The sequence below is a fragment of the Hymenobacter psoromatis genome (assembly GCF_020012125.1).
Lineage (GTDB): Bacteria > Bacteroidota > Bacteroidia > Cytophagales > Hymenobacteraceae > Hymenobacter > Hymenobacter psoromatis.
Genome location: NZ_JAIFAG010000001.1, coordinates 65,526 through 86,899, shown reverse-complemented (window position 1 = coordinate 86,899; position 21,374 = coordinate 65,526). Strand labels below are relative to the sequence as shown.

Genomic DNA, 21,374 nt, shown 5'->3' with positions numbered 1-21,374 from the left:
CCCCTACATTTTATGACCGCCGATAAAATCCTGACCCGCGCCCAACTACCCGCTACGCTGGCCACCTGGCGCGCCGCTGGCGAGCGCCTCGTGTTCACCAACGGCTGCTTTGATTTGCTGCACCTGGGGCACGTCGATTATCTCGAAAAAGCCCGCGCCCTTGGCGACCGGCTGGTGGTGGGCCTCAATACCGATGCCTCGGTGCGCGTGCTCAAGCCCGGCCGGCCCTTGCAGGATGAAACTTCGCGGGCTCGCGTGCTGGCCGCGTTGGCCTTCGTGGATGCGGTGGTGCTCTTCGGTGAGCCTACCCCCCTGCAACTCATCGAAGCCGTGCGGCCCGACGTGCTGGTGAAGGGAGACGACTACGCCATTGACGGAATTGTGGGCCATGAACTGGTGTTAAACAGTGGCGGGCAGGTCCTGACCGTGCCGCTCGTTACGGGCTACAGTACGTCCGGCATCGTAGCCAAAGCCCGTCTATCGTAAATCATTGTTCTTCAAGTTTTTGACTTATATATAATCGGAGTTGAAAATCTATCAAAGCTATGTTTATCATTCTTATTCTCCTTATGCTCGTAAGCTGGGGCATTCAACAGCGGCTGCGAAGCAAGTTTCGGCAATACGGCGAGATTAGCTTGCGCTCAGGCCTGAGTGGCCGTGAGATAGCCGCCAAGATGCTGGCCGACCACGGCATTCGTGACGTGCAGATTATCAGCACTGAAGGCCAGCTTTCGGACCACTACAACCCCACCGATAAAACCGTGAACCTGAGCGCCGACGTGTACGCTGGGCGCTCGGCCACGGCCGCCGCCGTGGCGGCCCACGAGTGCGGCCACGCCGTGCAGCACGCGCAGGCGTATAGCTTTTTGCGGCTACGCTCGGCGCTGGTGCCGGCGCTGTCGTCAGTGTCGCGCATGATGCCGCTGCTGCTGCTGGCGGGCGTTGTGCTGCTGCGCGTAAGCCTGCTGCCGTTGGGCCTGGCGGTGGCGCTATTCGCGCTGGCTACGTTGTTTTCGTTCATTACGCTGCCCGTTGAGTTTGATGCCTCGCGCCGTGCTCTGGCTTGGATGGACCGCAGTGGCGTGGTGACAACCAGCGAGCACGCCGTAGCCAAAAATGCGCTCTGGTGGGCGGCCATGACCTACGTGGTAGCGGCCATCAGCTCGCTGGCCACACTGCTCTACTACGGCTCTATGCTGCTCGGCGGCCGCCGTAGCTAAGACTAGCTACTAGTTTAGATAACCCGCAGATTGTGAATACGGCAAGTAGCTTCGCTGTTCAGCCTAAAGTCTTTTTTCCGGCTGGCTGCTGCTAAAAGTTGTATTTTTGCGTAGTAAAGTATTACGTCCTACTCTCCCACCCCTCCTACCCTACCCCCCTTTGTGTCATGATGACTTCCACGGCGCCCGCCTCTCCTTTCCAGCTCACCGAAGAGCACTTGGCCGTGCAGGCCGCCGCCCGCGACTTTGCCCAGAGTGAGCTGTGGGCGGGCGTAATTGAGCGCGATGAACACCAGAAATTCCCCGTCGCCCAAGTTAAGCGCATGGGCGAGCTAGGCTTTATGGGCATGATGGTGAGCCCCGAATACGGCGGCTCAGGCCTCGATACCATCAGCTACGTGCTGGCAATGGAGGAGATTTCCAAAGTTGATGCTTCGTGCTCGGTTATCATGTCGGTTAATAACTCACTGGTTTGCTGGGGCCTGGAAAAATATGGCAGCGAGGAGCAGAAGCGCAAGTATCTGCCCCGCCTCACCAGCGGCGAGATTGTTGGGGCCTTCGCCCTTTCCGAGCCCGAAGCCGGCTCCGACGCCACCAGCCAGCGCACCACCGCCGAAGACAAAGGCGATTACTATCTGCTGAACGGCACCAAAAACTGGATTACTAACGGTACTACGGCCTCGGTATATCTGGTTATCGCCCAGACACATCCTGAGCTAAAGCACCGCGGCATTAATGTCATTATCGTGGACAAGGATACGCCCGGCTTTACGCAGGGCCCCAAGGAAAACAAGCTCGGCATTCGCGGCTCCGATACTTGCTCACTGATGTTTACCGACGTAAAAGTGCCCAGGGAAAACCGCATTGGCGAAGATGGCTTCGGCTTCAAGTTTGCGATGCAAGTGCTGGCGGGCGGCCGCATCGGCATCGCGGCCCAGGCGCTGGGTATCGCTTCGGGTTCGCTGGAACTGAGCATTAAATACGCGAAGGAGCGCAAGGCATTTGGCGTAGAAATAGCCAAGCACCAGGCAATTCAATTTAAACTAGCTGACATGGCGACCAACGTGGACGCTGCCCGCCTGTTGTGCCTGCAAGCTGCCGCCGACAAGGACAACCAAGCCGACTATGCTAAGAGTGGCGCAATGGCCAAGCTCTTCGCCTCCAAAGTGGCGATGGACTCGGCCGTGGAGGCTGTGCAAATTCATGGTGGCTACGGCTTTGTGAAGGAATACCACGTGGAGCGCTTCATGCGCGACGCTAAGATTACCCAGATTTATGAAGGCACCTCGGAGATTCAAAAAATCGTGATTTCCCGCGAAATTCTGAAGTAAGCGGATTGCGAAATTAAATTTTTCTAAGAAGTTGTACTGAACCCAGGTCCGCTCGACCTGGGTTTTTTTATTTAAATGAATTTTTTTTAGAATTGATTGCAGTAATTTGCTTTAACTTTGGGTACTTTTACAAGGCAATTTCCACTTTTTCTTGAAAACAACATATATGCAATGGAAGATTACAATAAGGTAATTGAATCATTAGGAGTCCGGTATATTAAGGCCAAGAATCTGGTTCTTCGCCAGCCCTTTATGGTCCGCAACGCCTACGACGTTGGTAACAACCTTATTCTGCTGCACCGGGGTCGATTAGTTTTCGGCGATGACGAGCAAACGGTAGAGGAAGGCGAACTGCTATTTTTACCGGGTGGCCGGCCCGCCCGCGTGGGTTACGGTGAGGGCGCGGCGGCACGCCTCATTTCCAACGACGATTTGATAACAAACAAAGACCGGTTTTTTACTTCCAACGATAAGCTCGACTATATCGGCGATGCGGAGGAGAGCCACAGCTTCGTTTCATTTGAGGCTAAGGTTTTCGACTCGGTTAACTTTTTCGCTTCGCTCGACGTGCCGGCCTTCGTAATCAGGGGCAACACGAAGCTGGCTAATTTGGTCATCAAGGTTATTGAGGAGTCTTTGCAGGACCTGCCGGGCCGCGAGCGCCTCATCAACATTTATACCGAGAACCTGGTGGTGGAAGTGGTGCGCTACATTCTGCGTAACAACCTGTTTGTGGAGCAGTTGGCTACCAATAGCACCTACTTTAAGGACCCGCGCCTAATTGACCTTTTCAACTTCATCAAGGAAAACCTGAGCGGTGACCTCTCCAACAAGGTGCTAGCCGGCGTAGCCAACGTGAGCGAGGACTATGTGGGGCAGTATTTTAAGATGCTGACCAACATTAATCCGCAGGACTACATTGAGTATCAGCGCATGGAGCGCGCCGTATCGCTGCTGCGCACCACCAAGAAGAGCATCCGCGACATCGGCAAGGAAGTGGGCTACAAGGACACGGCTTATTTCTGCCGCCGCTTCAAGATGATGTTTGGCATCCCGGCTGGCAAGATGCGCCGCCGCGAAACGGCCATGAACATCTGAAAACGGCAGATTTTACCTGATTCAACGAATTTCGCAGATAACAGTACGGCGGCCCTGACGGGCCGCCGTACTATTTTTAGGGGGGTAGGGCGAACGAGGGCGGATGGCCTAGGGCTACGCTACGCTCATAGCTGGCCTTGCAGGTAAAGCTGCTTGAGGCGGCGGCGCAGGGCGTAGCAGGCTTTCTGGGCGGGGTCATCGCCATCGTTGGTCAGCATCACGAATGCCACGCGCTGGCTCGGATACAGGATGGTGTGGCAAAAAAACGTGCCAGCGCTGCCATTGTGCAAGCTGACGAGCGCGCCCGTGGTGGCCAGCGTACTCACGGCCCAGCCGTAGGCGTAGGCGGGTAGCCCGAAGTGCAGCCGCTGATACGTGGCGGCCGATACGTAGTTATTTTGACCTAAAAGCCCATTCAGGTGCAACTGCACGAGGCGCGCAAAATCGGGCAGGGGCATGGCCAGGTCACCGGCCGGGGCCATATAATCGTTGAGTTGGTAAAAGTGGGTAGGCCCCAGCGGCGTAAAGGCGCTGTCGGCGGGCGTTGCGCGCCAGTGGCCCCAGGGCTGCCGGGCATCGTGGCGATTGGGGAAACCCAGCACGTAATGCAGCTTCAATTTATGGAAGGTCTTGGCTACCAGCTTTTCCCATGAATAGCCGCTGGCTTGCGCCAGCATGAGAGCCGCCAACACGTAGCCGGCATTGGAATAGACGTAGAACTGGCCGGGAGCCGGCGCTACGGGCGGTTGCCGCAGCACAACGGCGGCAAACTGCAAGCGCCTTTCCGAGACGGAACCGGTAAGCTTGGGTAGCGTTTCGTAGTCACTACCCGCCGTGTACGGCTGAATGCCCGCCCGGTGCGAGAGAAGGTCGCCCAGCGTCACGTTGGTATAGAGGGGTAGGGCTGCGGCGCGAAGCGCAGGCACTACATCCAGCAATTTGCTATCCCACCTGATTTTACCTTCTTCTACCAGTTTGCCGGCTAGCAGGCTAGTAACGCTTTTAGTATCGGAACCTAGGTGGAAATAATCGGTCAGCGCGATGGGGTTGGGCTGGTCGTTGCGCCGCACACCGCCGTACACGTACCGGATGCGGCCCGGCTCAATGATGGCTGCGCTCAGCGCTGGCAGGTGGTAGTGAGCGCGGATACTATCCAGCGCCTGCTGCGCGGCTAGCGATTGTGCCAAGGCTGTACGCGATAGACCGCAGCCTAGTACACAGCAGCACACAAAGTAACGAACCCTCATCAGCAGCAAGAAGAATAACCAAAAATTGACCTGGCATACTGCGCTATCCGACAGTTCGTTACCGTCCCTACCCCCTTTGTTTTACTGCACCGGCTGGCTGGCCGTAGCCCCGCGCACGGCCGCCACCGCTTCGGCCAAGAAGCTAGGGTCACGCTCAATATGGTTGCCGACCACTACCATATCGGCCCCGGCGGCTAGCGCGGCGTATATTTTCTCGCCCGTGTTAAGGCCGCCACCCACGATAAGCGGCGTTTCGACGGCGGCGCGCACAGCCCTAATCATGGCCGCCGACACGGGTTGCTGCGCACCGCTGCCGCCATCGAGGTACATGAGGCGCAGGCCCAACTGCTCACCAGCCAGCGCGGTGACTGCCGCAATGCTGGGCTTATCATGAGGTAGAGGCGCAGTGCCGCTAACGTAAGAGGCCGTAGTAGGCCGGCCGCTATCCACCAGTATATAGCCGGTAGGTAGAATTTGTAAGCCGCTCTGGCGCAGGCGGCCAGCGGCAATTACGTGCTGGCCGATGAGAAAATCAGGATTGCGCCCTGAGATGAGCGAAAGCAGCAAAATGCCGTCGGCGGAGGAATCTACGTGCAGGGCGTGACTCGGAAAAAGCAGCACCGGCACCTGCGGAGCCTCGGCTTTTAATAACGCAATGAGGGCTGTCTGGTGCTCGGTAAGCACCAAGCTGCCTCCTACGAGGAAAAAATCAACGGGGTGCTGCTGAATCAGGCGTAATAGGTGCCGCAGGCGGGCAGGCTCAAAATCGTCGGGGTCAAGCAAAATAGCTAAGGCCTTGCGGCCGTGCAGCCGCAGCCCGGCCAGCGTGTCAAGCAAGCGGCTCGCGGGCGGTGGTAGAGTCGTCGTCGGGGTGGGCGGCGGCAGAGACATCCTGAACGGCAGAAGTAGCGGGCCACGTAGCGGGCGGCACGCCCTTCGCAGCTGATGAAGGCACAAGGTCGGCATTTTTGCCGGTTTCGTCCTTATCCTTGGGCAGAATATCCTGCACGGCCTTAGTCACCAGCGCCAGGGCCATGCCTGCCGCCTGCGCCGCGATAAACCGGCCGGTTTCGCTCTTGGCAAACGCTAGCAGCGCCGGGCCGATAACGCTGCCCCTGGGCTTCTTCTCTTTTTCTCCTTGTGCTTCTTTAGTGAGGTCTCCCTCCTCGTCGGTCGGCTCGGCAAAGCTATTGGAGTGAGGTAAGCGACGGCTGTCATCGAAGGGAAGGTCCGGGTGCGAGCCAGCCGCAGCGTAGTCTGTTTTTCCAACGTTAGTAGGCTCTTCCTTGGCAGCATCGGAGCCGTGGTGCGGAGCCGAATGCGGTGGAAAGTCGGGGTCGTGGCTCAGGCCATTGTCATCCAAATCCGAATCGGGCCCGTCGAAGTAAAAGCCATCGGGCGAATCGGCACGGTAGCTCCGGTCCTCATAGTCCGGCTCTTGAAAGCTAGGCGTCCAGTCGTTGGTATCCCAGGCATCGTCGTCGAAGCTATCGAAACCCGCGTAGTCGTCGAAGAGATGTTGGTCTTTCTTCTTCTTTTTAGACTTACTACCCCCGAATGCCTTGGTAATTAGCCAGATGCTACCCACCAGGCCGGCCCCAATAGCGGCTACTTTGCCTGCCTGCACGGTGGTGGCTTTTATCTCCGCCACATCACCGCGCAATGCACGCTCATACTCCAGCTTTTTGCGTTCCAGAAATTCTTTTTCGTTTTCAAATAAAGGGTTGGTCGGCTCAGTCATGGTCGTGGTGATTTGGCAAAAAGGCCCCGAAACTAACGGGTAGCAGCTTACGAACGCTTATCTGATTTATAAATAGTGTTATTCAGCAGCTTATCGGCTACCCCCTGGAATACTTTCTTATCAATGCCTACAAAAAACAGAATCGCCAGCAGCAAGTAGAGCGCTGCTACGAGCCCGAAGCCCGCTGACGAGCTATCCAGGGCACTGTTCAGCACGAAGCCCAAATAAATAGAGCCAAAAATGATGAACAGGAACCCCAGCAGACCCAGCGCTACCCCGTGCACGGTGCTCACGAATATACTTTTTGCTTTTTCCTGAGCTTCGAGGCGCACGAGGTCGATGCGCGTATCCAGGTAGCCGGTCAGGTTGCTGATGAGGCTATCGTTGCGCGGCGTTTTGTCGTCGGTCAGGGTGGCCATGCGAGCGGAATTGTTTAGCGAGTAAAGTAGGTTAAGGCGGGGCCGGTGGCAAGGACTTTGCCGGCTGGAGTTTCTTTACGCAAAACTTGTCGGCAGGGCTGCCTTTCCCCGGCGCTTTCGTTTAAATTTCCGCGGCGTGAGTCAGAACTATTACCAAGTACTCGGGGTGCCGCCTACCGCGTCGGCGGCTGTTATTAAGCAAGCTTACCGCCGCCTAGCCACCGCCCTGCACCCCGACAAGCATCAGGGCGACCCGCGCTACGAGGAGCAGTTTAAGGCCGTGGCCGTGGCCTACGGCGTGCTTTCGAACCCCGACCGCCGGGCGCAGTACGACTACCGGCTTCAGCAGGCCGCCCGCCCGGCTGAGGCTACCCGCTACGCCCCGGCCGATGGCCCTTCGGTATATAAGATGCCCGGCGACCGCACCACTACCCCCCCGCTGCGCACCCGCCCGCCCGCCGGCAGCCGCGAGCGCCACTACCAGCAGCGCGTGCCGCGCCAGCAGGCGCGCTTCAACCGCCAGGATTTCTGGCTGGTGGGCGGCCTGATAGGCTTGATTTTTTTGTTTGGCATTTCGGTTAAAATTGTGATGGACCGGGTGCAGGCCAATGCGTACATGGCCGATGCGCGCACAGCCTTCGCCCGCGGGCAATGGCCCGAAGCTGAGCGCCAGCTTGACCAGGCCCTCGAATTTCGGAACGACCACGTGGAGGCCCTGCGCCTGCGCGGCCAGCTGCACCAGGACGTGGACCACAACCTACCCGCCGCCCGCGCCGACTACGAGGCCGCCCTGCTGGCTGGCCCCGTAGCTGCCCTACCCCCCGCTGAGGCGGCCACACTGCTCTACCGGCTGGGGCGCTGCCAGGCCGGCCTGCACCAGCCCGCCGAGGCCGAGCGCAGTTATTGCCGCGCCCTGGCCCTTGACTCTACTTTGGCCGAAGCCTACCTGGCCCGCGGCGAAAATCGCCTGCTGGAGCTGCGTCGCACCCTACCCGCCCTGGCTGACCTGCGCCGCGGGGCTGGCAAGCTCACCCGTACCAGCCGCGCCGTACCCCTACCCTACCTTCAGGCCGAAGGCGCGGCCCTCACCCACCTGGCCCGCTACGCCGAGGCCCGCCGCGTGTATTTGCAGGCGCTGGAAAGCCAGCCGCAAGATGGCCGCACGCTATTTTTACTGGGCCGCCTGGCCCAGCAAACGGGCGACTCCACTAGCGGCTGTGAGTTTTTCCGGCGCGGGGCCAGGGCCGGGTATTCTTACGCCGAAGCCGCCGCGAAACAGTGTAGATAAGGAGGGTAGGAGGATAAAATTCTACCTCTTACCTTCCTACCCCTTAATTATACCCTGCGCCCTTTTTGGCTTTTACGTCGGCCACGAACTCCTTGACGCGCTGCTCTTCTGAGCGCTGGCAGATGAGAAGCACGTTGTCATACTCGGCCACAATGTAGCCTTCGAGGCCCTGCACTACGACGAGGCGCTCGTGGGGCGTTTTAATGATGCAGGCGCGGGTGTCGTAGAGCAGGGCGTCGCCATCCACCACGTTGTCGTGCTCGTCGCGGCGGTCGCTCACGCGGTGCAGCGAGTCCCAGGTGCCGAGGTCGCTCCAGCCAATGTCGGCGGGCAGCACATACACGTTATTGGCCTTTTCCATGATGCCGAAGTCGATGCTGATGTTGGGGCAGCGCGAGTAAGCTTCGTCAATAAAAGCAGCTTCCTGGGACGTGCCCAGGCGGCTGGCCCCTTCGTCAAACACCTCGGCAATGTCGCTCAGCGAATCGTGAAAAGCTTTGATAATCACCTCGGCACGCCAGATGAACAGGCCGGCATTCCAGAGAAAGTCGCCGCTGTCCAGAAACATACGGGCTAGCTCGGCGTTGGGCTTCTCGGTGAACGTTTTGACCTTGCATAAGTCGGTGCCATCCAGGCGGTTAGCCGGGTCATCCAGGTACTGAATGTAGCCGTAGCCCGTGTCGGGGCGCGAGGGGTGAATGCCTAGCGTCACGAGCACCTCGTACTGGCGGGCGGCGGCCACGGCCTCCCGAATGAGGCGGCGGAACTCCTCTTCGCGCAGCACGGCGTGGTCGGCGGGCGTCACGATGATAGTGGCCTGGGGGTCGCGCTGCGCGATGCAGTAACTGGCGTAGGCAATGCAGGGCGCAGTATTGCGCCCGATGGGCTCACCCAGAATTTGGGTAAGAGCCAGGTCGGGCAGATGCTCCTGCACCAGCTTCACGTAGTCGCGGTTAGTCACCACGTACACGTTTTCGGGCGGGCAAATGCCCCGGAAGCGGTCCACGGTGAGCTGGAGCATAGAGCGGCCCACGCCCAGCACGTCGTGAAACTGCTTGGGGTGCTGCGTGCGGCTGAACGGCCAAAACCGGCTGCCAATGCCACCGGCCATTACTACGAGATACGTACTGTTCATAAGCAAAGCCAGAGGATTGAGGCCGCTAAGATAGGCCGCAACCCGTGCTAAGCGGCCCCGGCAGCGGGGGTAGGGCGGGCGGCCGCGGCGGCCAGCCGGGTAGCTTGCAGGGCGGCATCGTAGTGGCCCTGCCCGGCACGGTGGCGCAGCTGCCGCAGCTCCCAAAAGCCATTGAGGCCGCTGAGCAGGCCCACTTTGCTACCGGCCGCATCGTTCCAGCACACGGGCTGCTCGCGCAGGCGCAGGCCGGCCCGGTAGGCCAGCAGCAGCAGCTCCACGTCGAAGCCGAAGCGGTCGAGGGCGGCGGCTTCGGCCAAGGGCCGGCACACGGCCAGCCGGAAAGCCTTGAAGCCGCACTGCGTATCCCAGTAGGGCAGGCCGGTGGCGGCCCGCGTCACGAGGTTGAAAAACCGCCCGCTTTGCTCGCGCAACCAAGGCTGGTGCACGCCAATGAGGCTACGGTCGAGCGCCCGCGAGCCGAACACCACGTCGTAGTCGCCGGCCAGAATGGGGCCTAGCAGCTTGGGCAGTTCCTCAATAGGCGTAGAGAGGTCGGCATCCGAAAACACGGCTATTTGCCCCTGGGCAGCCAGCAGACCCTGGCGCACGGCGTAGCCCTTACCCCGATTGGGCTGGTAGCTGATGACGCGGGCCGCCACTTGCCCGGTGCGGGCCGCGAAGCCGGTTTCGGCTACCAGCCGGGTATCGTCCGTCGAGCCGTCGTCAATCACCAGCACCTCGCTGGGGTAGGGCTGGGCATTAAGGTAGGCCAAGACCTTTTCGAGCGACTGGCCGAGCCGGGCTTCCTCATTATAAGCCGGAATAAGCAGGGAAACTAAAGGGGTCTGCAAGGCAAAGGATACTACGCGAAAGTCAACGCCCAAATAAGATACAGCATGCAACCTATCGACGGGTAGCTTCCAAAGGTCTAGCCGCAAAGGTATTTAAACACGCCGGCTCGTTTCGTAACAAGTTAGGTAAACGCAAAAAAATTGCCAATCAATTGAGTATGAAAATACTGAAACGCCTACCCCCACTAAATCTCGAAGGTCGCTCACACCAGCCCCTCACGCAGCAAATCGTGCAAGTGAATAAAGCCTGCGAACTGCCCGCCCTCGGTCACGATAAGCTGGGTAATATTGCGGGCCTGCATCCGGGCCAGGGCCTCGGCAGCAAATTCCTGAATATCAATGGTAGCAGGCTGAGGCGTGAGGATATCGTGGGCGGTAAGGGCGTCCAGCGCGGCTAGGTGGCCACGGCCCAGCATCCGGCGCAGGTCGCCATCGGTAATAATGCCAGCCAGGCGGCCGGCCTCGTCGAGCACGGCGGTCGCGCCCAGGCGCTTGCCCGATATCTCCAGCAGCACCTCGCGCAGCGGCGCGGCCAGGCCCACTTGCGGGCGCTGGTTTTGGCGGCTGAGGTCGCCCACGGTCAGGTAGAGGCGCTTGCCGAGGGTGCCGCCGGGGTGCAGGCGGGCAAAGTCCTGGGCCGTAAACTGGCGGCTTTCGAGCAGGCACACGGCCAGGGCGTCGCCCAGGGCCAGCGCAGCGGTGGTGCTGGTGGTGGGGGCCAGGTCGTGGGGGCACGCCTCGCGGCGAATGGGCGTGTGCAGCACGTAATCGGCCTGCCGGGCCAGGTAGGAATCGGCGTTGGCGACGAGCGCGGCCAGCCCTACCCCCTTGCGGCGCAGCAGCGGCACCAGCACTTTAATTTCGGGCGTGTCGCCGCTCTTACTAATGGCAATTACAAAGTCGCCAGTCTGAATCATGCCCAGGTCGCCATGAATAGCATCAGCGGCATGCATAAATAGGGCCGGGCTACCCGTGCCGTTGAGCGTGGCCACGAGTTTGCCGGCGATGTGGGCGCTCTTGCCTACCCCGGTTACCACAATGCGACCCTTCAGCGCCAGTAGCACCGCCACGCACTGGGCAAAGTCGGGGGTAGCAGCCAAGGCCTGGGCGGCGTCGCGCAGGGCATCGGCTTCGGTGAGCAGCACCTGGCGGGCCACGGCCAGCACGTCGGTGGGGGGAGGGGTTTGCACGGCCAAAAATACGGGTAGCGAGGATTGATAAGCCGGCCCGGTGAATTTTTTATCGCCGCCTCGCCGCGGAGGCGCGCAGGAAGTTACTGAATCGTGAAGCCGGGGGTCAGCCGGAACTTTTTCGAAATGTTTGATGTAAACGACGCTTTTTTTTCAAAAAAAGCGCTTCTTGCTTATCTTCGCTTAGAACCTCCGCTCGTAGCTCCGCCTTATTTTTCTAGTCTATGTCCCTGACCGCCGTTGCTGAACCAGTTGCCTTCCAGCCCGAAATAAAAGCCACGCTTAAGGAAGTATTCGGCTTTGGGCAATTTAGAGGCACCCAAGAAGCTGTTATTCAGAATATTATTGCCGGCAACAACACATTTGTCATCATGCCCACGGGAGCGGGCAAAAGCCTGTGCTACCAGCTGCCAGCCTTGGTGCTGCCGGGCACGGCCATCGTCATCTCGCCGCTCATTGCCCTGATGAAAAATCAGGTGGACCAGCTTTCGGCCTTCGGCGTGAACGCGCAGGTGTACAATTCGACGCTGACCAAGACGGAGCAGACCCGCGTGCGAAAGGACGTGATTTCGGGCGAGGTACGGCTGCTATACGTGGCCCCGGAAAGCCTAACCAAAGAAGACACTATTGCTTTTTTGCAAAAAGCCAGCATCTCGTTCGTGGCCATCGACGAGGCGCACTGCATCTCGGAATGGGGCCACGACTTCCGGCCCGAGTACCGCAAGATTCGCGGCATCATTGATAATCTAGGGGGTAGGATTCCGCTCATCGCCCTCACGGCCACGGCCACGCCTAAAGTGCAGCTCGACATCCAGAAAAACCTGCAAATGGATGATGCGAACGTGTTCAAAACCAGCTTCAACCGCACCAATCTTTACTACGAGGTGCGCGCCAAGCGTAACACCAAGAAGCAACTCATTCAATACGTGCAGCACCACAAGGGCAAAGCGGGCATTATCTATTGCCTGAGCCGCAAGAAGGTGGAGGAAGTGGCCGAGCTGCTGCGCGTGAACGACGTGCGCGCCCTGCCCTACCACGCTGGCCTCGACCCGCACACCCGGATGAACAATCAGGATGCGTTTCTGAACGAGGACTGCGACGTGATTGTGGCTACTATTGCCTTCGGCATGGGTATCGATAAGCCCGATGTGCGCTTCGTGATTCACTACGACGCGCCCAAGAGCATTGAGGGCTACTACCAGGAAACTGGCCGTGGCGGCCGCGATGGCATGGAGGGTAACTGCCTGATGTTCTACAGCTACGACGATATTCTGAAGCTCGAAAAATTCAGCAAGGACAAGCCCGTGACCGAGCGCGACAATGCCCGGCAACTGCTGCTGGAAATGACGAACTACTCGGAAAGCGCCGTGTGCCGCCGCCGCCAACTGCTGCACTATTTCGGCGAGCGGCTGGACCAGGACTGCGGCTTTTGCGACAACTGCCGCCACCCGAAAGAGAAATTTGACGGTACCGCCCACGTGGCCCTGGCCCTGCGCGCCGTGGTGCAGACCGAGGCGCGCTTTGGGCTCGACCACGTGGCTCAGGTGCTGCTCGGCCTCAGCAATCCGCACATCGAGAGCTACGGCCACACCGGCCTGCCGGTGTATGGCCAGGGTAAGGCCCTGAGCGGCGACATGCAGCATTGGCTTTCAGTACTGCGTCAGTGCCTGCTCAATAGCCTGCTGGAGAAGGATATCGACTCCATCGGGCTGGTGCGTATTACGGAGAAGGGTATTGATTTTATCGAAAATCCCTACCCCCTGACGCTGACCAAAGACCACGATTTTGAGGCCGAGAAGCAAGAGGAAGAGGACGGCGAGAAAATCCAGCAGGCCGCGGGCCACGATGAGGCGCTGTTTACGCAGCTTAAGGAACTGCGCAAGCAACTGGCTAAGCAGAAAAACCTGCCGCCCTACGTGCTCTTCCAGGACCCCAGCCTGAAGGAGATGGCCACTACCTACCCTACCTCGCTACACGAGTTGACGCACATTGCGGGGGTAGGCCAGGGCAAGGCGCAGAAGTTCGGCGCGCCCTTCGCGGCCGCCATCAAGAAGTACGTGGAGGACAACGATATTGAGACGGCCGCCGACGTCATTATCAAGTCTACCGTCAACCGCTCCAAGCTCAAGATTTACATCATCCAGCAGATTGATAAGAAGATGGACCTGACCGGCATCGCCCGCAGCCAGGGCATCACGATGCCTGATTTGATGGAGGAAATTGAGCACATCTGCTACTCCGGCACCCGCTTGAACCTTAGCTATTATATCCGCGAAAATGTGGATGAAGACAAGCAGACCGAGATTTTTGACTACTTCATGACGGCGGCTTCGGACAATATCGCGCTAGCCATGAGTGAGCTGGGGGCGGATGACTTTACGGAAGAGGAAGTGCGGCTGATGCGCATTAAATTCCTAAGCGAAGTGGCCAACTAAACCGCAGATTCAAGCAGATTTAACGGATGACGCGGCTACGCCGCTCAAGCGGCTGGCTGGCAGCGAACACTAAGAAGGGCGGCCCTAGGGCCGCCCTTCTTAGTGTTCGCTTAAACTCGCTCAAACCGCTGACATAGCAACGAAAGCCGCGTAGCCAGCCGCTTCAGCGGCATACCCACGTACTTCGTTTGAATCTGCGGGCTAGCAGTACTCTTCGAATGCGCCTTGCAGATTATTGACGATACGCATTAGGTCTGAGCCCTCGATGTGGTATCGCTCAATCATGTGCACCAGCTCGCCATCCTTAAAGAGGCCGATGCAGGGCGAAGAAGGGGGGTAGGGCAGCAGATGCGCGCGCATCTGGGCTACGGCGTCGGTTTCCATGCCGGCAAAAACGGTAACCAGCTTGCCGGGCTTTTTGTCGGCACTGGCCAGGGCCAGCTTGAGGGCGGGGCGGGCCTTGGCGGCGGCGCAGCCACACACCGAGTTTACGGCCACCAGCACGGTGCCTTCAGTGCCGGCCAGGGCCGCATCAACGGCCTCGGGGGTCATCAGTTGCTCGAAGCCAGCCTCCGTCAGGTCCTGGCGGATGGGGGCAACCATGTATTCGGGATAAACAGCCATCTTGAATAAGATAAAGAAGTGCGCGGCACTACCGCCGGACACGTACAAAATTACGGCGCAATTGGCGCTGCCTAACATAAGGCGGCAGGGTCTTAAAAAGTTTAGCCTTTGAGTACTAGTTTGGCCGGGACCAAGTTGTTCGTTGCTTGGAGAAGCGTGCCCGGCGAGGGTTGGGCTGTAGTCGGCCAAAACTTCCCCGAAGCTGGCTCGCACTGGTAACTTGCGGGAAGTAGCCGATTTAAGCAGTCTAGCAGTAATTTTTTTGCGTGAGTACGTGGCGGTTAAATAAGCAGTGCTGGTGGCGCTGGCTGGTGGTGGGGCTGCTGAGCCTGCGGGCGTTGGCGGACGTGGCCGGGCCGGGGCCGCGAATGCCACAAGCTTTCGTGCGGCATTTTGGGCCGGCGCAGGGCTTGCGCCAACCTTTTATATACTGCCTGCTCCAAGACCAGCAGGGTTATCTCTGGCTGGGCACCGCCGAAGGCTTGGTGCGCTACGACGGCCAGCAGTTCGTGACGCTTACTACCCGCGATGGGCTGGCCGAAGACTTCGTGACCGGCCTCTGGCAAGACCCCGCCACCGGCGCGCTGTGGGTGGCGCACAACCAGGGCGGCCGCTCGGTGCGGCCGGCCCCCGACCAGCCTTTCCGGCCCGCGCCGGCCGGGCTGCGGGGCGGGCCAGCCAGCCAGCCGGGGCCGGCCGTCCCCGATACCGCCCGCCTCGGGGCGTACTTACGGCACTTCCACTTGGCCCTACCCCCCGACGTAGTGCCCACCTGCCTGCTCGAAGACCGCGAGGGCAACGCCTGGCTCGGCACCGCCGGCCAGGGCCTTTGGCAGCATGCCGACCGCTACCTGAGCCTGTGGCCCCTGGCCAGCGCGCCGCCGGGCGCTCGCCGGGGGGTAGCGCTGGCCCGGCCAGCGGCGCTGGGCGGCGGGCTTTGGATAGGAACGGGGGATGCCGTGCAAGTTATTGTGGGGCTGAGCGCGGCGCGGCCGGTGCCGGGACTGCCGCCTAGCCTTGGCTCGGCCATAACGGCCCTGGCCTACGCGCCCGGCTCGGGCTTGTGGGTGGGCACGGAGGCCGATGGCGTATATGTATTACCCCCTAAAACGACTGCCAACCCTGCGCCCGCCGCGCAGCATTTTACGACGGCTACTGGCCTGCTGCACAACAGTATCTACGCCCTGTTGGCCGACCATACCGGCCGCGTGTGGGTGGGCACGCACAACTCGGGGCTGGCCGTGTGGGAGCCGGAGCCGCGCCGCTTTCGGTACGAAAAACTGACGCCCGTGGGCCTCGATGCCAGCGCCTTAGCGGAGGATGCGGCCGGCACTATTTGGGTGGGCACCGAAGGACAGGGCTTGTTTTTTAAACCCAGGAACCGACCCTGGCAGCACCTGACTAAAGCTGAGGGCACGCTGCCCGACGACTACTTTACCGGCCTGCTGCCGCTGCCCCCGCCGCTGGCCGGCGCACTAGTGCTGGTGCATCCGCAGGGCCTGAGTTTGTTGGACATAAATCACTGCCCTACCCCCCTCACCGCGCCCGACGACCCGCTGGTGCGCGCCACCCTACCCCCCGCTACGCTGACGGCCGGCCCCCGCCCGCTGGCCTGGCTGCCCACTCGCGCCGGCGTGCTGCGCCTTGACCTGGGCCTGCTGGCGCGCTGGCAGCCGGGCCGCGCGCCTACCCCCGGCCTAGCCCTCAGCGGGGCCGAAGTGGACGGCGAAGCCCGGCCGGCCGGCCGCCTCGGCGAGCTGCCGGCCGGCCGGCACCGCGTCAGCTTTGCGCTGGCGGGCATCAGCCTGGGGGCGGAGGGGGCCGGAAACCTGGCGTACCGCTACCGCCTGCGCGGCTTGGCCGACGAGTGGAGCCGCCCCAGCCCGGCCGCCGAGGCGCAGTTTGTGGGCCTGGGGCCGGGCCGCTACGTGCTGGAAGCACAAGTGCGCCGCGCCGCGCCGGGTGCGCCGTGGAGCCCGGCGGCCACCGCCGCGTTTACCATCGCCACGCCCTGGTGGCGCACGCCGGCCGCGCTGGTGCTGGGGCTGCTGGGGCTGGCCGGCCTGCTGGTGGCCGTAGTGCGCGCCCGCGAACGGGCCTTGCGCCGCCAAAAGCTTCAGCTGGAAAGCACCGTGCAGGAGCGCACCAGCGAGCTGCGGCAGAAAAACTACGCCATCGAGCAGATAAATGGGGACTTGCGGGTAGCCCGCGACGCGGCCGAAGCCTCCCGCCGGGCCAAGGCCCAGTTTCTGGCCAATATGAGCCACGAAATTCGCACGCCGATGAACGCCGTTATTGGCCTCACCAACCTGCTGCACCACACGCCCACCAACCCCGAGCAGCGCGAATACCTGGCGGCCATCGGCACGTCGTCGCAAAACTTACTTGTGATTCTCAACGACATCCTCGACTCGTCCAAAATGGAGGCCGGCAAGCTGACCCTGGAGCAGGTGGCGTTCCGGCTGCCCGAGGCGGTGCGCGGCCTGCGCACGCTCTTCCGCTACGCCGCCGACAGCAAGGGCCTGCGCCTGGCCGTGCTGGTGGCCGACGACGTGCCCGAGGCCGTGCTGGGCGACCCCGTACGCCTGCAGCAAGTGCTGGTCAACCTGGTCAGCAACGCGCTGAAATTCACCCGTCAGGGTGGTGTCACGCTACGCGTGAGCCGCGTTCCTACCCCCCCGGCCGGGGCCGGGCACGCCCTGCTGCGCTTCGAGGTGGAGGACACCGGTATTGGCATTGCGGGCGATAAGCTGGCGAGCATTTTTGAGGATTTTTCGCAGGCCAATCCCAGCACTACCCGCGAGTTTGGCGGCACGGGCCTGGGCCTGAGCATTGCCCGCAACCTGGTGCAGCTGCACGGCGGCCGGCTGGCCGTGCGCAGCGAGGAAGGGGTAGGCTCGACCTTTTATTTTGACTTAACCTACCCCCTGGCCGACCCTACGCTGGCGCAGCCCGGTGCCGTGGCCGGGCCGCTGCCAGCCTTCGAGCCCGCCCTGCGGGTGCTGGTGGCCGAAGACAACCAGCTCAACCAGCTGGTGGCCCGCAAAACGCTGGAAAATTGGAACGTACACGTCACCATCGCCGATAATGGCCGCCTGGCAGTGGCGCAAGTAGTGACCGCCACCGAGCCTTTCGACCTGGTATTGATGGACGTGCAGATGCCCGAGCTGGATGGCTACGAGGCCACCCGCGCCTTGCGCCGGCATTTTCCCGACGCGGCCCGGCTGCCCATCATCGGCCTCACGGCCTCGGTGCTGCCCGAAGACCGCAGCCTGGCCCTGGCCGCCGGCATGAACGACCTGCTGGCCAAGCCCTTCGAGCCGGCCGTGCTATATGCCCGGCTGGCGCACTTTGCCGGGCGGGCCACGGGGCCGGCCATGAGCCTAGCTCCCACCGCCCTACCCCCCGCCGCGCCCCCCACTCTGCACCCCAACTGGCAGCAGCTGGAGGAGCTGGCCGGCGGCAACGAAGACTTTATTAAGCAGGTTATCAATACCTTCCTGACGGAAGCCCCGGCCATTGAGCAGCTCCTGGTGGCGGCCTGCCCCCACGACGTGGCCGGCCTGGCCGCCGCCGCCCACAAGCTTAAGGGGCAGGTGGCGTACTTTGGCGTAGCGGGCCTGCACGCCCAGCTCGATGAGCTGGAGCGCGGGGCTCGCACGCCCGGCTACCCCTACTGCGAGCCCCTGCTGCACACGGTGCGGCAGCAGCTGGGGCAGCTTTATTCGCAGCTGCAAGCGCGGGTCTGAGGGGGGTAGGCGCGGCCCTCCCGCCCATGCCGTCAGTTTTTACGCTGAGTGGGGCGGCCGCTTTGCCCGCGGCCCCTATTTTTGCTGGCCTACCCCCCGGTTTTATTTCTCCCTCAAGCTGCAGCATGACTACTCCTTCTCCTGAGCTTGACGCGGCTCCGCTTCGCTGCCTGGTCATCGACGATGACCCGCTTTCGGTGCAGATAGTGCGCAATTGCATTGCCAATACGCCTTTTTTGGAGGCGTCGGGCGCTTGCGGCAGCGCTATCGAAGCGGCCGAAATACTGCGCACCCAGGCGTTCGACGTGCTGTTTCTGGACGTGGAAATGCCGCTGATGTCGGGCCTCGACCTGCTGCGCACCCTGCCCGAGCCACCGCAGGTGGTGCTTATCACCGGCAGCCAATCGTATGCGGTGCAGGCGTTTGAGTTTGCCGTGGCCGACTACCTGCTGAAGCCGCTGAGCTATTCGCGCTTTCTGCAAGCCGCCCAAAAGGTGTTGGAAAACATCAATGCCCAGCGCGCCGCGGCCTCCGATGACCCCGGCGCGCCGCCCGCCGGCAGCCCCGATTTCACCTTCGTGAAGGTGGATAACAAGCTCGTGCGCGTCGATTTTGCCGATGTGTACTATGTGGAGGCGCTCGGCGACTACGTGCACCTCGTTACGGCGCGCGGCAAGCTCATCGTATATAGTACGATGCGCGCCATTGAGGAGAAATTTCCGGCTCAGCGCTTCGTGCGGGTGCACCGCTCCTTTATTATCAATATCGACTTCGTGCAGGCCCTGGAAGATAATTCGCTGCTTATCAAGGATAAGTATATTCCGGTTGGCCAAACGTATTTGCGGGGTCTGCTCGTGCGCCTTAATAAGCTGTAAGTGCCCGCGCGACCTGGCTTCTTTTTCTCACCTTTTTTCGCTACCCAGTGCGTTCTTTCCCTACCCCCTCTTTTTCAGTTAACTGGCGGCAGGGCCTAGTGGCGGCCGTGGCGGCCCTGAGCTTGCTACCCGCCCTGGCGCGCGCCCAAACCACGCCGGCCGAGGCAGATGCGCCGCCCGCCGCCGCCAACTGCGGCCCCGTGCAGCCCGCTGAGCTGTGCGTCGATTTTGACGCTACCCGCTCGGTAGATGCTGCGGCCGGCCCACTCGAATACCGCTGGAATATGGGCGACGGCACCACGCTCACGGGCCTCACCGTTACGCACTGCTACGCCAAGCGCGACCGCTACCAGGTGGTACTCGATGTGGTAGTACCCGCCACCGGCGAGGTGCGGCCCGCCGAAAAAACCTTCGACGTGGATTTGCTGCGCAAGCCGGTACTCAACTTCAGCGTGGGGCCCACCCGCACGGTGCGCGTGGGCCAGGCGGTGGCCTTCGACGCCCTCGACTCGGTACTACCCGAGTGCCAGGCGGTGGTAGTCATCTGGGATTTTCGGGATGGCTCCATTGCGCAGGGCCGGCAGGCCGCGCACACGTTTCGCAAGCCGGGCCGCTTTCCGGTGCGCATGAGCCTGCGTGGCTACGGCCCCGGCGCGTGCGCGGCCAGCAACTGTGTTAGCCAGGAAGTTATCGTGGAGCTGTAGCCGGGGCTACTCCGGCGCGCCATCGCGCAGAATGCGCAGCGTTAGGGCCCACAGGTCTTCGTAGGGGATAATCTCAATCTCGGCATCGGCTTCCCCTTCTGGCGGGGCTTGCCGGAGGCTGGCCAGCAAAACTTTGCCGCGCCGGGCCAGCAGCACTTGGTCAAAATTTGCTTCGGGCAGCAGCATCAGCAGCCGCAAAAAGGTGCGGCTGCGAAGCGTGGCTGCATCGCGCAGGTGGCGCTGCTGGTACTTGCGCAGGCGCTCCAGGCGCGAAAGCACGGGCTCCAGCATCCTCTGCTGCAAAAAGTGCAACACCTGAAACACGAGAATGGCTACATTGTAGCCCCGCTTGTCGCGGCTGTACTCGGGCACGCTTAGGGCTGCGAACACGGCCAGCTGGTTGCGGCGGCGCACCGCGATGCGCTCCGGCGGCTGCACGAATTCGGTATACGCCCCCATCAACTCCCAACGGGCCAGCGCCGATGGCCGCAGCTTGGTATACGACGGGTTTTTGTGCACTACGTACAGTAGGCGCAGGGCGCGCTCATACTCATTCGCATGCAGGGCCAGCAGCAGGTAGTGCTCATAAAAATAAAACCAGTTGCTGGAAGTAGGGTGAAAATCAGGCGCGTACCTGTCGGCCAGCTTCAGGCCCGCCGCTGCCTGCCGGCCGCGCAAATGCGCGTAGATGCTCATGAACTGGTTGAAGCGGTTGTCGAACCGCCGGGCATTAAGCTTACCTTCCCGCAACAGCTTATCGGCTAAGGCAGTCTGCCGAATAATGGTCTGGTAGTGACCCGTCAATTCGGCTTCCACGATGCGCAGCCGGTAGAGGATGATAAACGTACCAAATGTATCGGCCTGCTTGTGCAGCTGCTCGACCTGCGCGATGTAGGCCATCATCTTGGGCAGCATGGCCCGCCGGGCCGCTACCGTCTTGGTCATCGTTAGGGTAACGTTGTTTAGAATCTGCTGGGATTCCTGCTCTTTAACCAACACTCCGCGTAGCTTCTTAGCTTTTCTTTCAAGAGACTGATATTTAGTACGTTGTCGTTGCTCAGTATATAACCTCAATAATTGAGAAGCAGCTTCTTCAGCATGAGCAGTAAATTCACCCTGCTCAGCTAAGCTCAGGCAGCGGCGCAATAATTTTTCCGTTAATGCATATTCACCCTCTAAATACAGAATGCTTACCTTATGCAATAAATCCAGGCACTCTATTTCGTAGCGCCTGGAAATCACTAATCGGGAGTCAGCATGGTCGAGAAAGAGCAAGTGGTTAAGCAACCTGTCCTGTAACCGGCCTCGCAACTTACGCAAAGCAGCCTGGCTAGCCGCTGAGCCAGAGCCGTACATCCTTTTGGTCAATTGCGCTAGGGTCAAATGCGGCTCCGCAACTACTATCTGCATCAGTTGCTCTTCTTTGCCTGGTTGCGGCGACTCAAGGTCGAGTAACACCTTCTTATT

At 60.8% G+C, this 21,374-nt stretch carries 18 protein-coding genes; 9 read left to right on the top strand and 9 right to left on the bottom strand.

The genetic code is table 11. The features are described 5' to 3' along the window. Positions 1–12 precede the first annotated feature (12 nt). From rfaE2 to LC531_RS00385, 4 genes are all read left to right on the top strand, one after another. The gene (rfaE2, locus tag LC531_RS00400; RefSeq protein ID WP_223648345.1) at positions 13–486 is read left to right on the top strand and encodes a D-glycero-beta-D-manno-heptose 1-phosphate adenylyltransferase; all 474 of its coding nucleotides are present in this window, start codon (positions 13–15) and stop codon (positions 484–486) included. Positions 487–545: 59 nt separating this feature from the next. Then, positions 546–1,220: a zinc metallopeptidase gene (locus LC531_RS00395; RefSeq protein WP_223648344.1), complete on the top strand. Its 675-nt coding sequence runs from the start codon at positions 546–548 to the stop codon at positions 1,218–1,220. 167 nt (positions 1,221–1,387) lie between these two features. Continuing rightward, positions 1,388–2,551, top strand: a complete 1,164-nt coding sequence (locus LC531_RS00390; protein WP_269808150.1) for an acyl-CoA dehydrogenase — start codon at positions 1,388–1,390, stop codon at positions 2,549–2,551. A 171-nt stretch (positions 2,552–2,722) separates the two neighbouring features. After that, positions 2,723–3,649 (top strand): AraC family transcriptional regulator, encoded by a 927-nt coding sequence (locus LC531_RS00385; protein WP_223648343.1) that lies wholly within the window; start codon positions 2,723–2,725, stop codon positions 3,647–3,649. A gap of 125 nt (positions 3,650–3,774) precedes the next feature. Here the strand turns inward: LC531_RS00385 and LC531_RS00380 are convergent, their stop codons facing one another. From LC531_RS00380 to LC531_RS00365, 4 genes are all read right to left on the bottom strand, one after another. Then, positions 3,775–4,836, bottom strand: a complete 1,062-nt coding sequence (locus LC531_RS00380) for a serine hydrolase domain-containing protein (protein ID WP_223648342.1) — start codon at positions 4,834–4,836, stop codon at positions 3,775–3,777. Positions 4,837–4,977: 141 nt separating this feature from the next. After that, on the bottom strand, positions 4,978–5,733 hold the full coding sequence (locus LC531_RS00375; protein ID WP_223648341.1) for a geranylgeranylglyceryl/heptaprenylglyceryl phosphate synthase: 756 nt from the start codon (positions 5,731–5,733) through the stop codon (positions 4,978–4,980). Further along, entirely contained in the window at positions 5,726–6,637 is a 912-nt protein-coding gene (locus LC531_RS00370) for a hypothetical protein (protein WP_223648340.1), read from the bottom strand. Before LC531_RS00370 ends, LC531_RS00375 begins: the two co-directional genes overlap by 8 nt. Before the next feature lie 47 nt (positions 6,638–6,684). Beyond that, on the bottom strand, positions 6,685–7,056 hold the full coding sequence (locus LC531_RS00365; RefSeq protein ID WP_223648339.1) for a phage holin family protein: 372 nt from the start codon (positions 7,054–7,056) through the stop codon (positions 6,685–6,687). A gap of 136 nt (positions 7,057–7,192) precedes the next feature. Between LC531_RS00365 and LC531_RS00360 the strand changes: the two genes are divergently transcribed. Continuing rightward, positions 7,193–8,344, top strand: a complete 1,152-nt coding sequence (locus LC531_RS00360) for a DnaJ domain-containing protein (protein ID WP_223648338.1) — start codon at positions 7,193–7,195, stop codon at positions 8,342–8,344. 43 nt (positions 8,345–8,387) lie between these two features. Here LC531_RS00360 and LC531_RS00355 read toward each other — a convergent pair whose 3' ends face one another. The 3 genes from LC531_RS00355 to LC531_RS00345 form a co-directional block, all read right to left on the bottom strand. Then, complete coding sequence (locus LC531_RS00355) at positions 8,388–9,479, bottom strand: mannose-1-phosphate guanylyltransferase (RefSeq protein ID WP_223648337.1); 1,092 nt, start codon at positions 9,477–9,479, stop codon at positions 8,388–8,390. A gap of 47 nt (positions 9,480–9,526) precedes the next feature. Continuing rightward, positions 9,527–10,330, bottom strand: coding sequence for a dolichyl-phosphate beta-glucosyltransferase (locus tag LC531_RS00350; RefSeq protein WP_223648336.1), 804 nt, complete (start codon positions 10,328–10,330; stop codon positions 9,527–9,529). Positions 10,331–10,533: 203 nt separating this feature from the next. Beyond that, on the bottom strand, positions 10,534–11,520 hold the full coding sequence (locus tag LC531_RS00345; RefSeq protein WP_223648335.1) for a KpsF/GutQ family sugar-phosphate isomerase: 987 nt from the start codon (positions 11,518–11,520) through the stop codon (positions 10,534–10,536). Positions 11,521–11,744: 224 nt separating this feature from the next. On the opposite strand from LC531_RS00345, the gene recQ reads away from it, so the two are divergent. After that, positions 11,745–13,955, top strand: coding sequence for a DNA helicase RecQ (gene recQ, locus LC531_RS00340; RefSeq protein ID WP_223648334.1), 2,211 nt, complete (start codon positions 11,745–11,747; stop codon positions 13,953–13,955). Between the two features lie 201 nt (positions 13,956–14,156). Here the strand turns inward: recQ and LC531_RS00335 are convergent, their stop codons facing one another. After that, a complete protein-coding gene (locus tag LC531_RS00335; RefSeq protein ID WP_269808149.1) occupies positions 14,157–14,558 on the bottom strand; it encodes a BrxA/BrxB family bacilliredoxin in 402 nt (133 codons plus the stop codon). Positions 14,559–14,845: 287 nt separating this feature from the next. On the opposite strand from LC531_RS00335, the gene LC531_RS00330 reads away from it, so the two are divergent. The 3 genes from LC531_RS00330 (at position 14,846) to LC531_RS00320 (ending at position 19,907) form a co-directional block, all read left to right on the top strand. Then, entirely contained in the window at positions 14,846–18,328 is a 3,483-nt protein-coding gene (locus LC531_RS00330) for a hybrid sensor histidine kinase/response regulator (protein ID WP_223648332.1), read from the top strand. Positions 18,329–18,453: 125 nt separating this feature from the next. After that, entirely contained in the window at positions 18,454–19,203 is a 750-nt protein-coding gene (locus LC531_RS00325) for a LytR/AlgR family response regulator transcription factor (RefSeq protein ID WP_223648331.1), read from the top strand. Positions 19,204–19,250: 47 nt separating this feature from the next. Continuing rightward, complete coding sequence (locus tag LC531_RS00320) at positions 19,251–19,907, top strand: PKD domain-containing protein (protein WP_223648330.1); 657 nt, start codon at positions 19,251–19,253, stop codon at positions 19,905–19,907. 6 nt (positions 19,908–19,913) lie between these two features. Here the strand turns inward: LC531_RS00320 and LC531_RS00315 are convergent, their stop codons facing one another. Beyond that, the gene (locus tag LC531_RS00315) at positions 19,914–20,852 is read right to left on the bottom strand and encodes a hypothetical protein (protein WP_223648329.1); all 939 of its coding nucleotides are present in this window, start codon (positions 20,850–20,852) and stop codon (positions 19,914–19,916) included. Positions 20,853–21,374 lie beyond the last annotated feature (522 nt).

Coding starts and splice junctions, on each gene's coding strand:
- rfaE2 (WP_223648345.1), top strand. CDS start 13: ATGACCGCCGATAAAATCCTGACCCGCGCCCAACTACCCGCTACGCTG.
- LC531_RS00395 (WP_223648344.1), top strand. CDS start 546: ATGTTTATCATTCTTATTCTCCTTATGCTCGTAAGCTGGGGCATTCAA.
- LC531_RS00390 (WP_269808150.1), top strand. CDS start 1,388: ATGATGACTTCCACGGCGCCCGCCTCTCCTTTCCAGCTCACCGAAGAG.
- LC531_RS00385 (WP_223648343.1), top strand. CDS start 2,723: ATGGAAGATTACAATAAGGTAATTGAATCATTAGGAGTCCGGTATATT.
- LC531_RS00370 (WP_223648340.1), bottom strand. CDS start 6,637: ATGACTGAGCCGACCAACCCTTTATTTGAAAACGAAAAAGAATTTCTG.
- LC531_RS00365 (WP_223648339.1), bottom strand. CDS start 7,056: ATGGCCACCCTGACCGACGACAAAACGCCGCGCAACGATAGCCTCATC.
- LC531_RS00355 (WP_223648337.1), bottom strand. CDS start 9,479: ATGAACAGTACGTATCTCGTAGTAATGGCCGGTGGCATTGGCAGCCGG.
- recQ (WP_223648334.1), top strand. CDS start 11,745: ATGTCCCTGACCGCCGTTGCTGAACCAGTTGCCTTCCAGCCCGAAATA.
- LC531_RS00335 (WP_269808149.1), bottom strand. CDS start 14,558: ATGGTTGCCCCCATCCGCCAGGACCTGACGGAGGCTGGCTTCGAGCAA.
- LC531_RS00325 (WP_223648331.1), top strand. CDS start 18,454: ATGACTACTCCTTCTCCTGAGCTTGACGCGGCTCCGCTTCGCTGCCTG.
- LC531_RS00315 (WP_223648329.1), bottom strand. CDS start 20,852: ATGACCAAGACGGTAGCGGCCCGGCGGGCCATGCTGCCCAAGATGATG.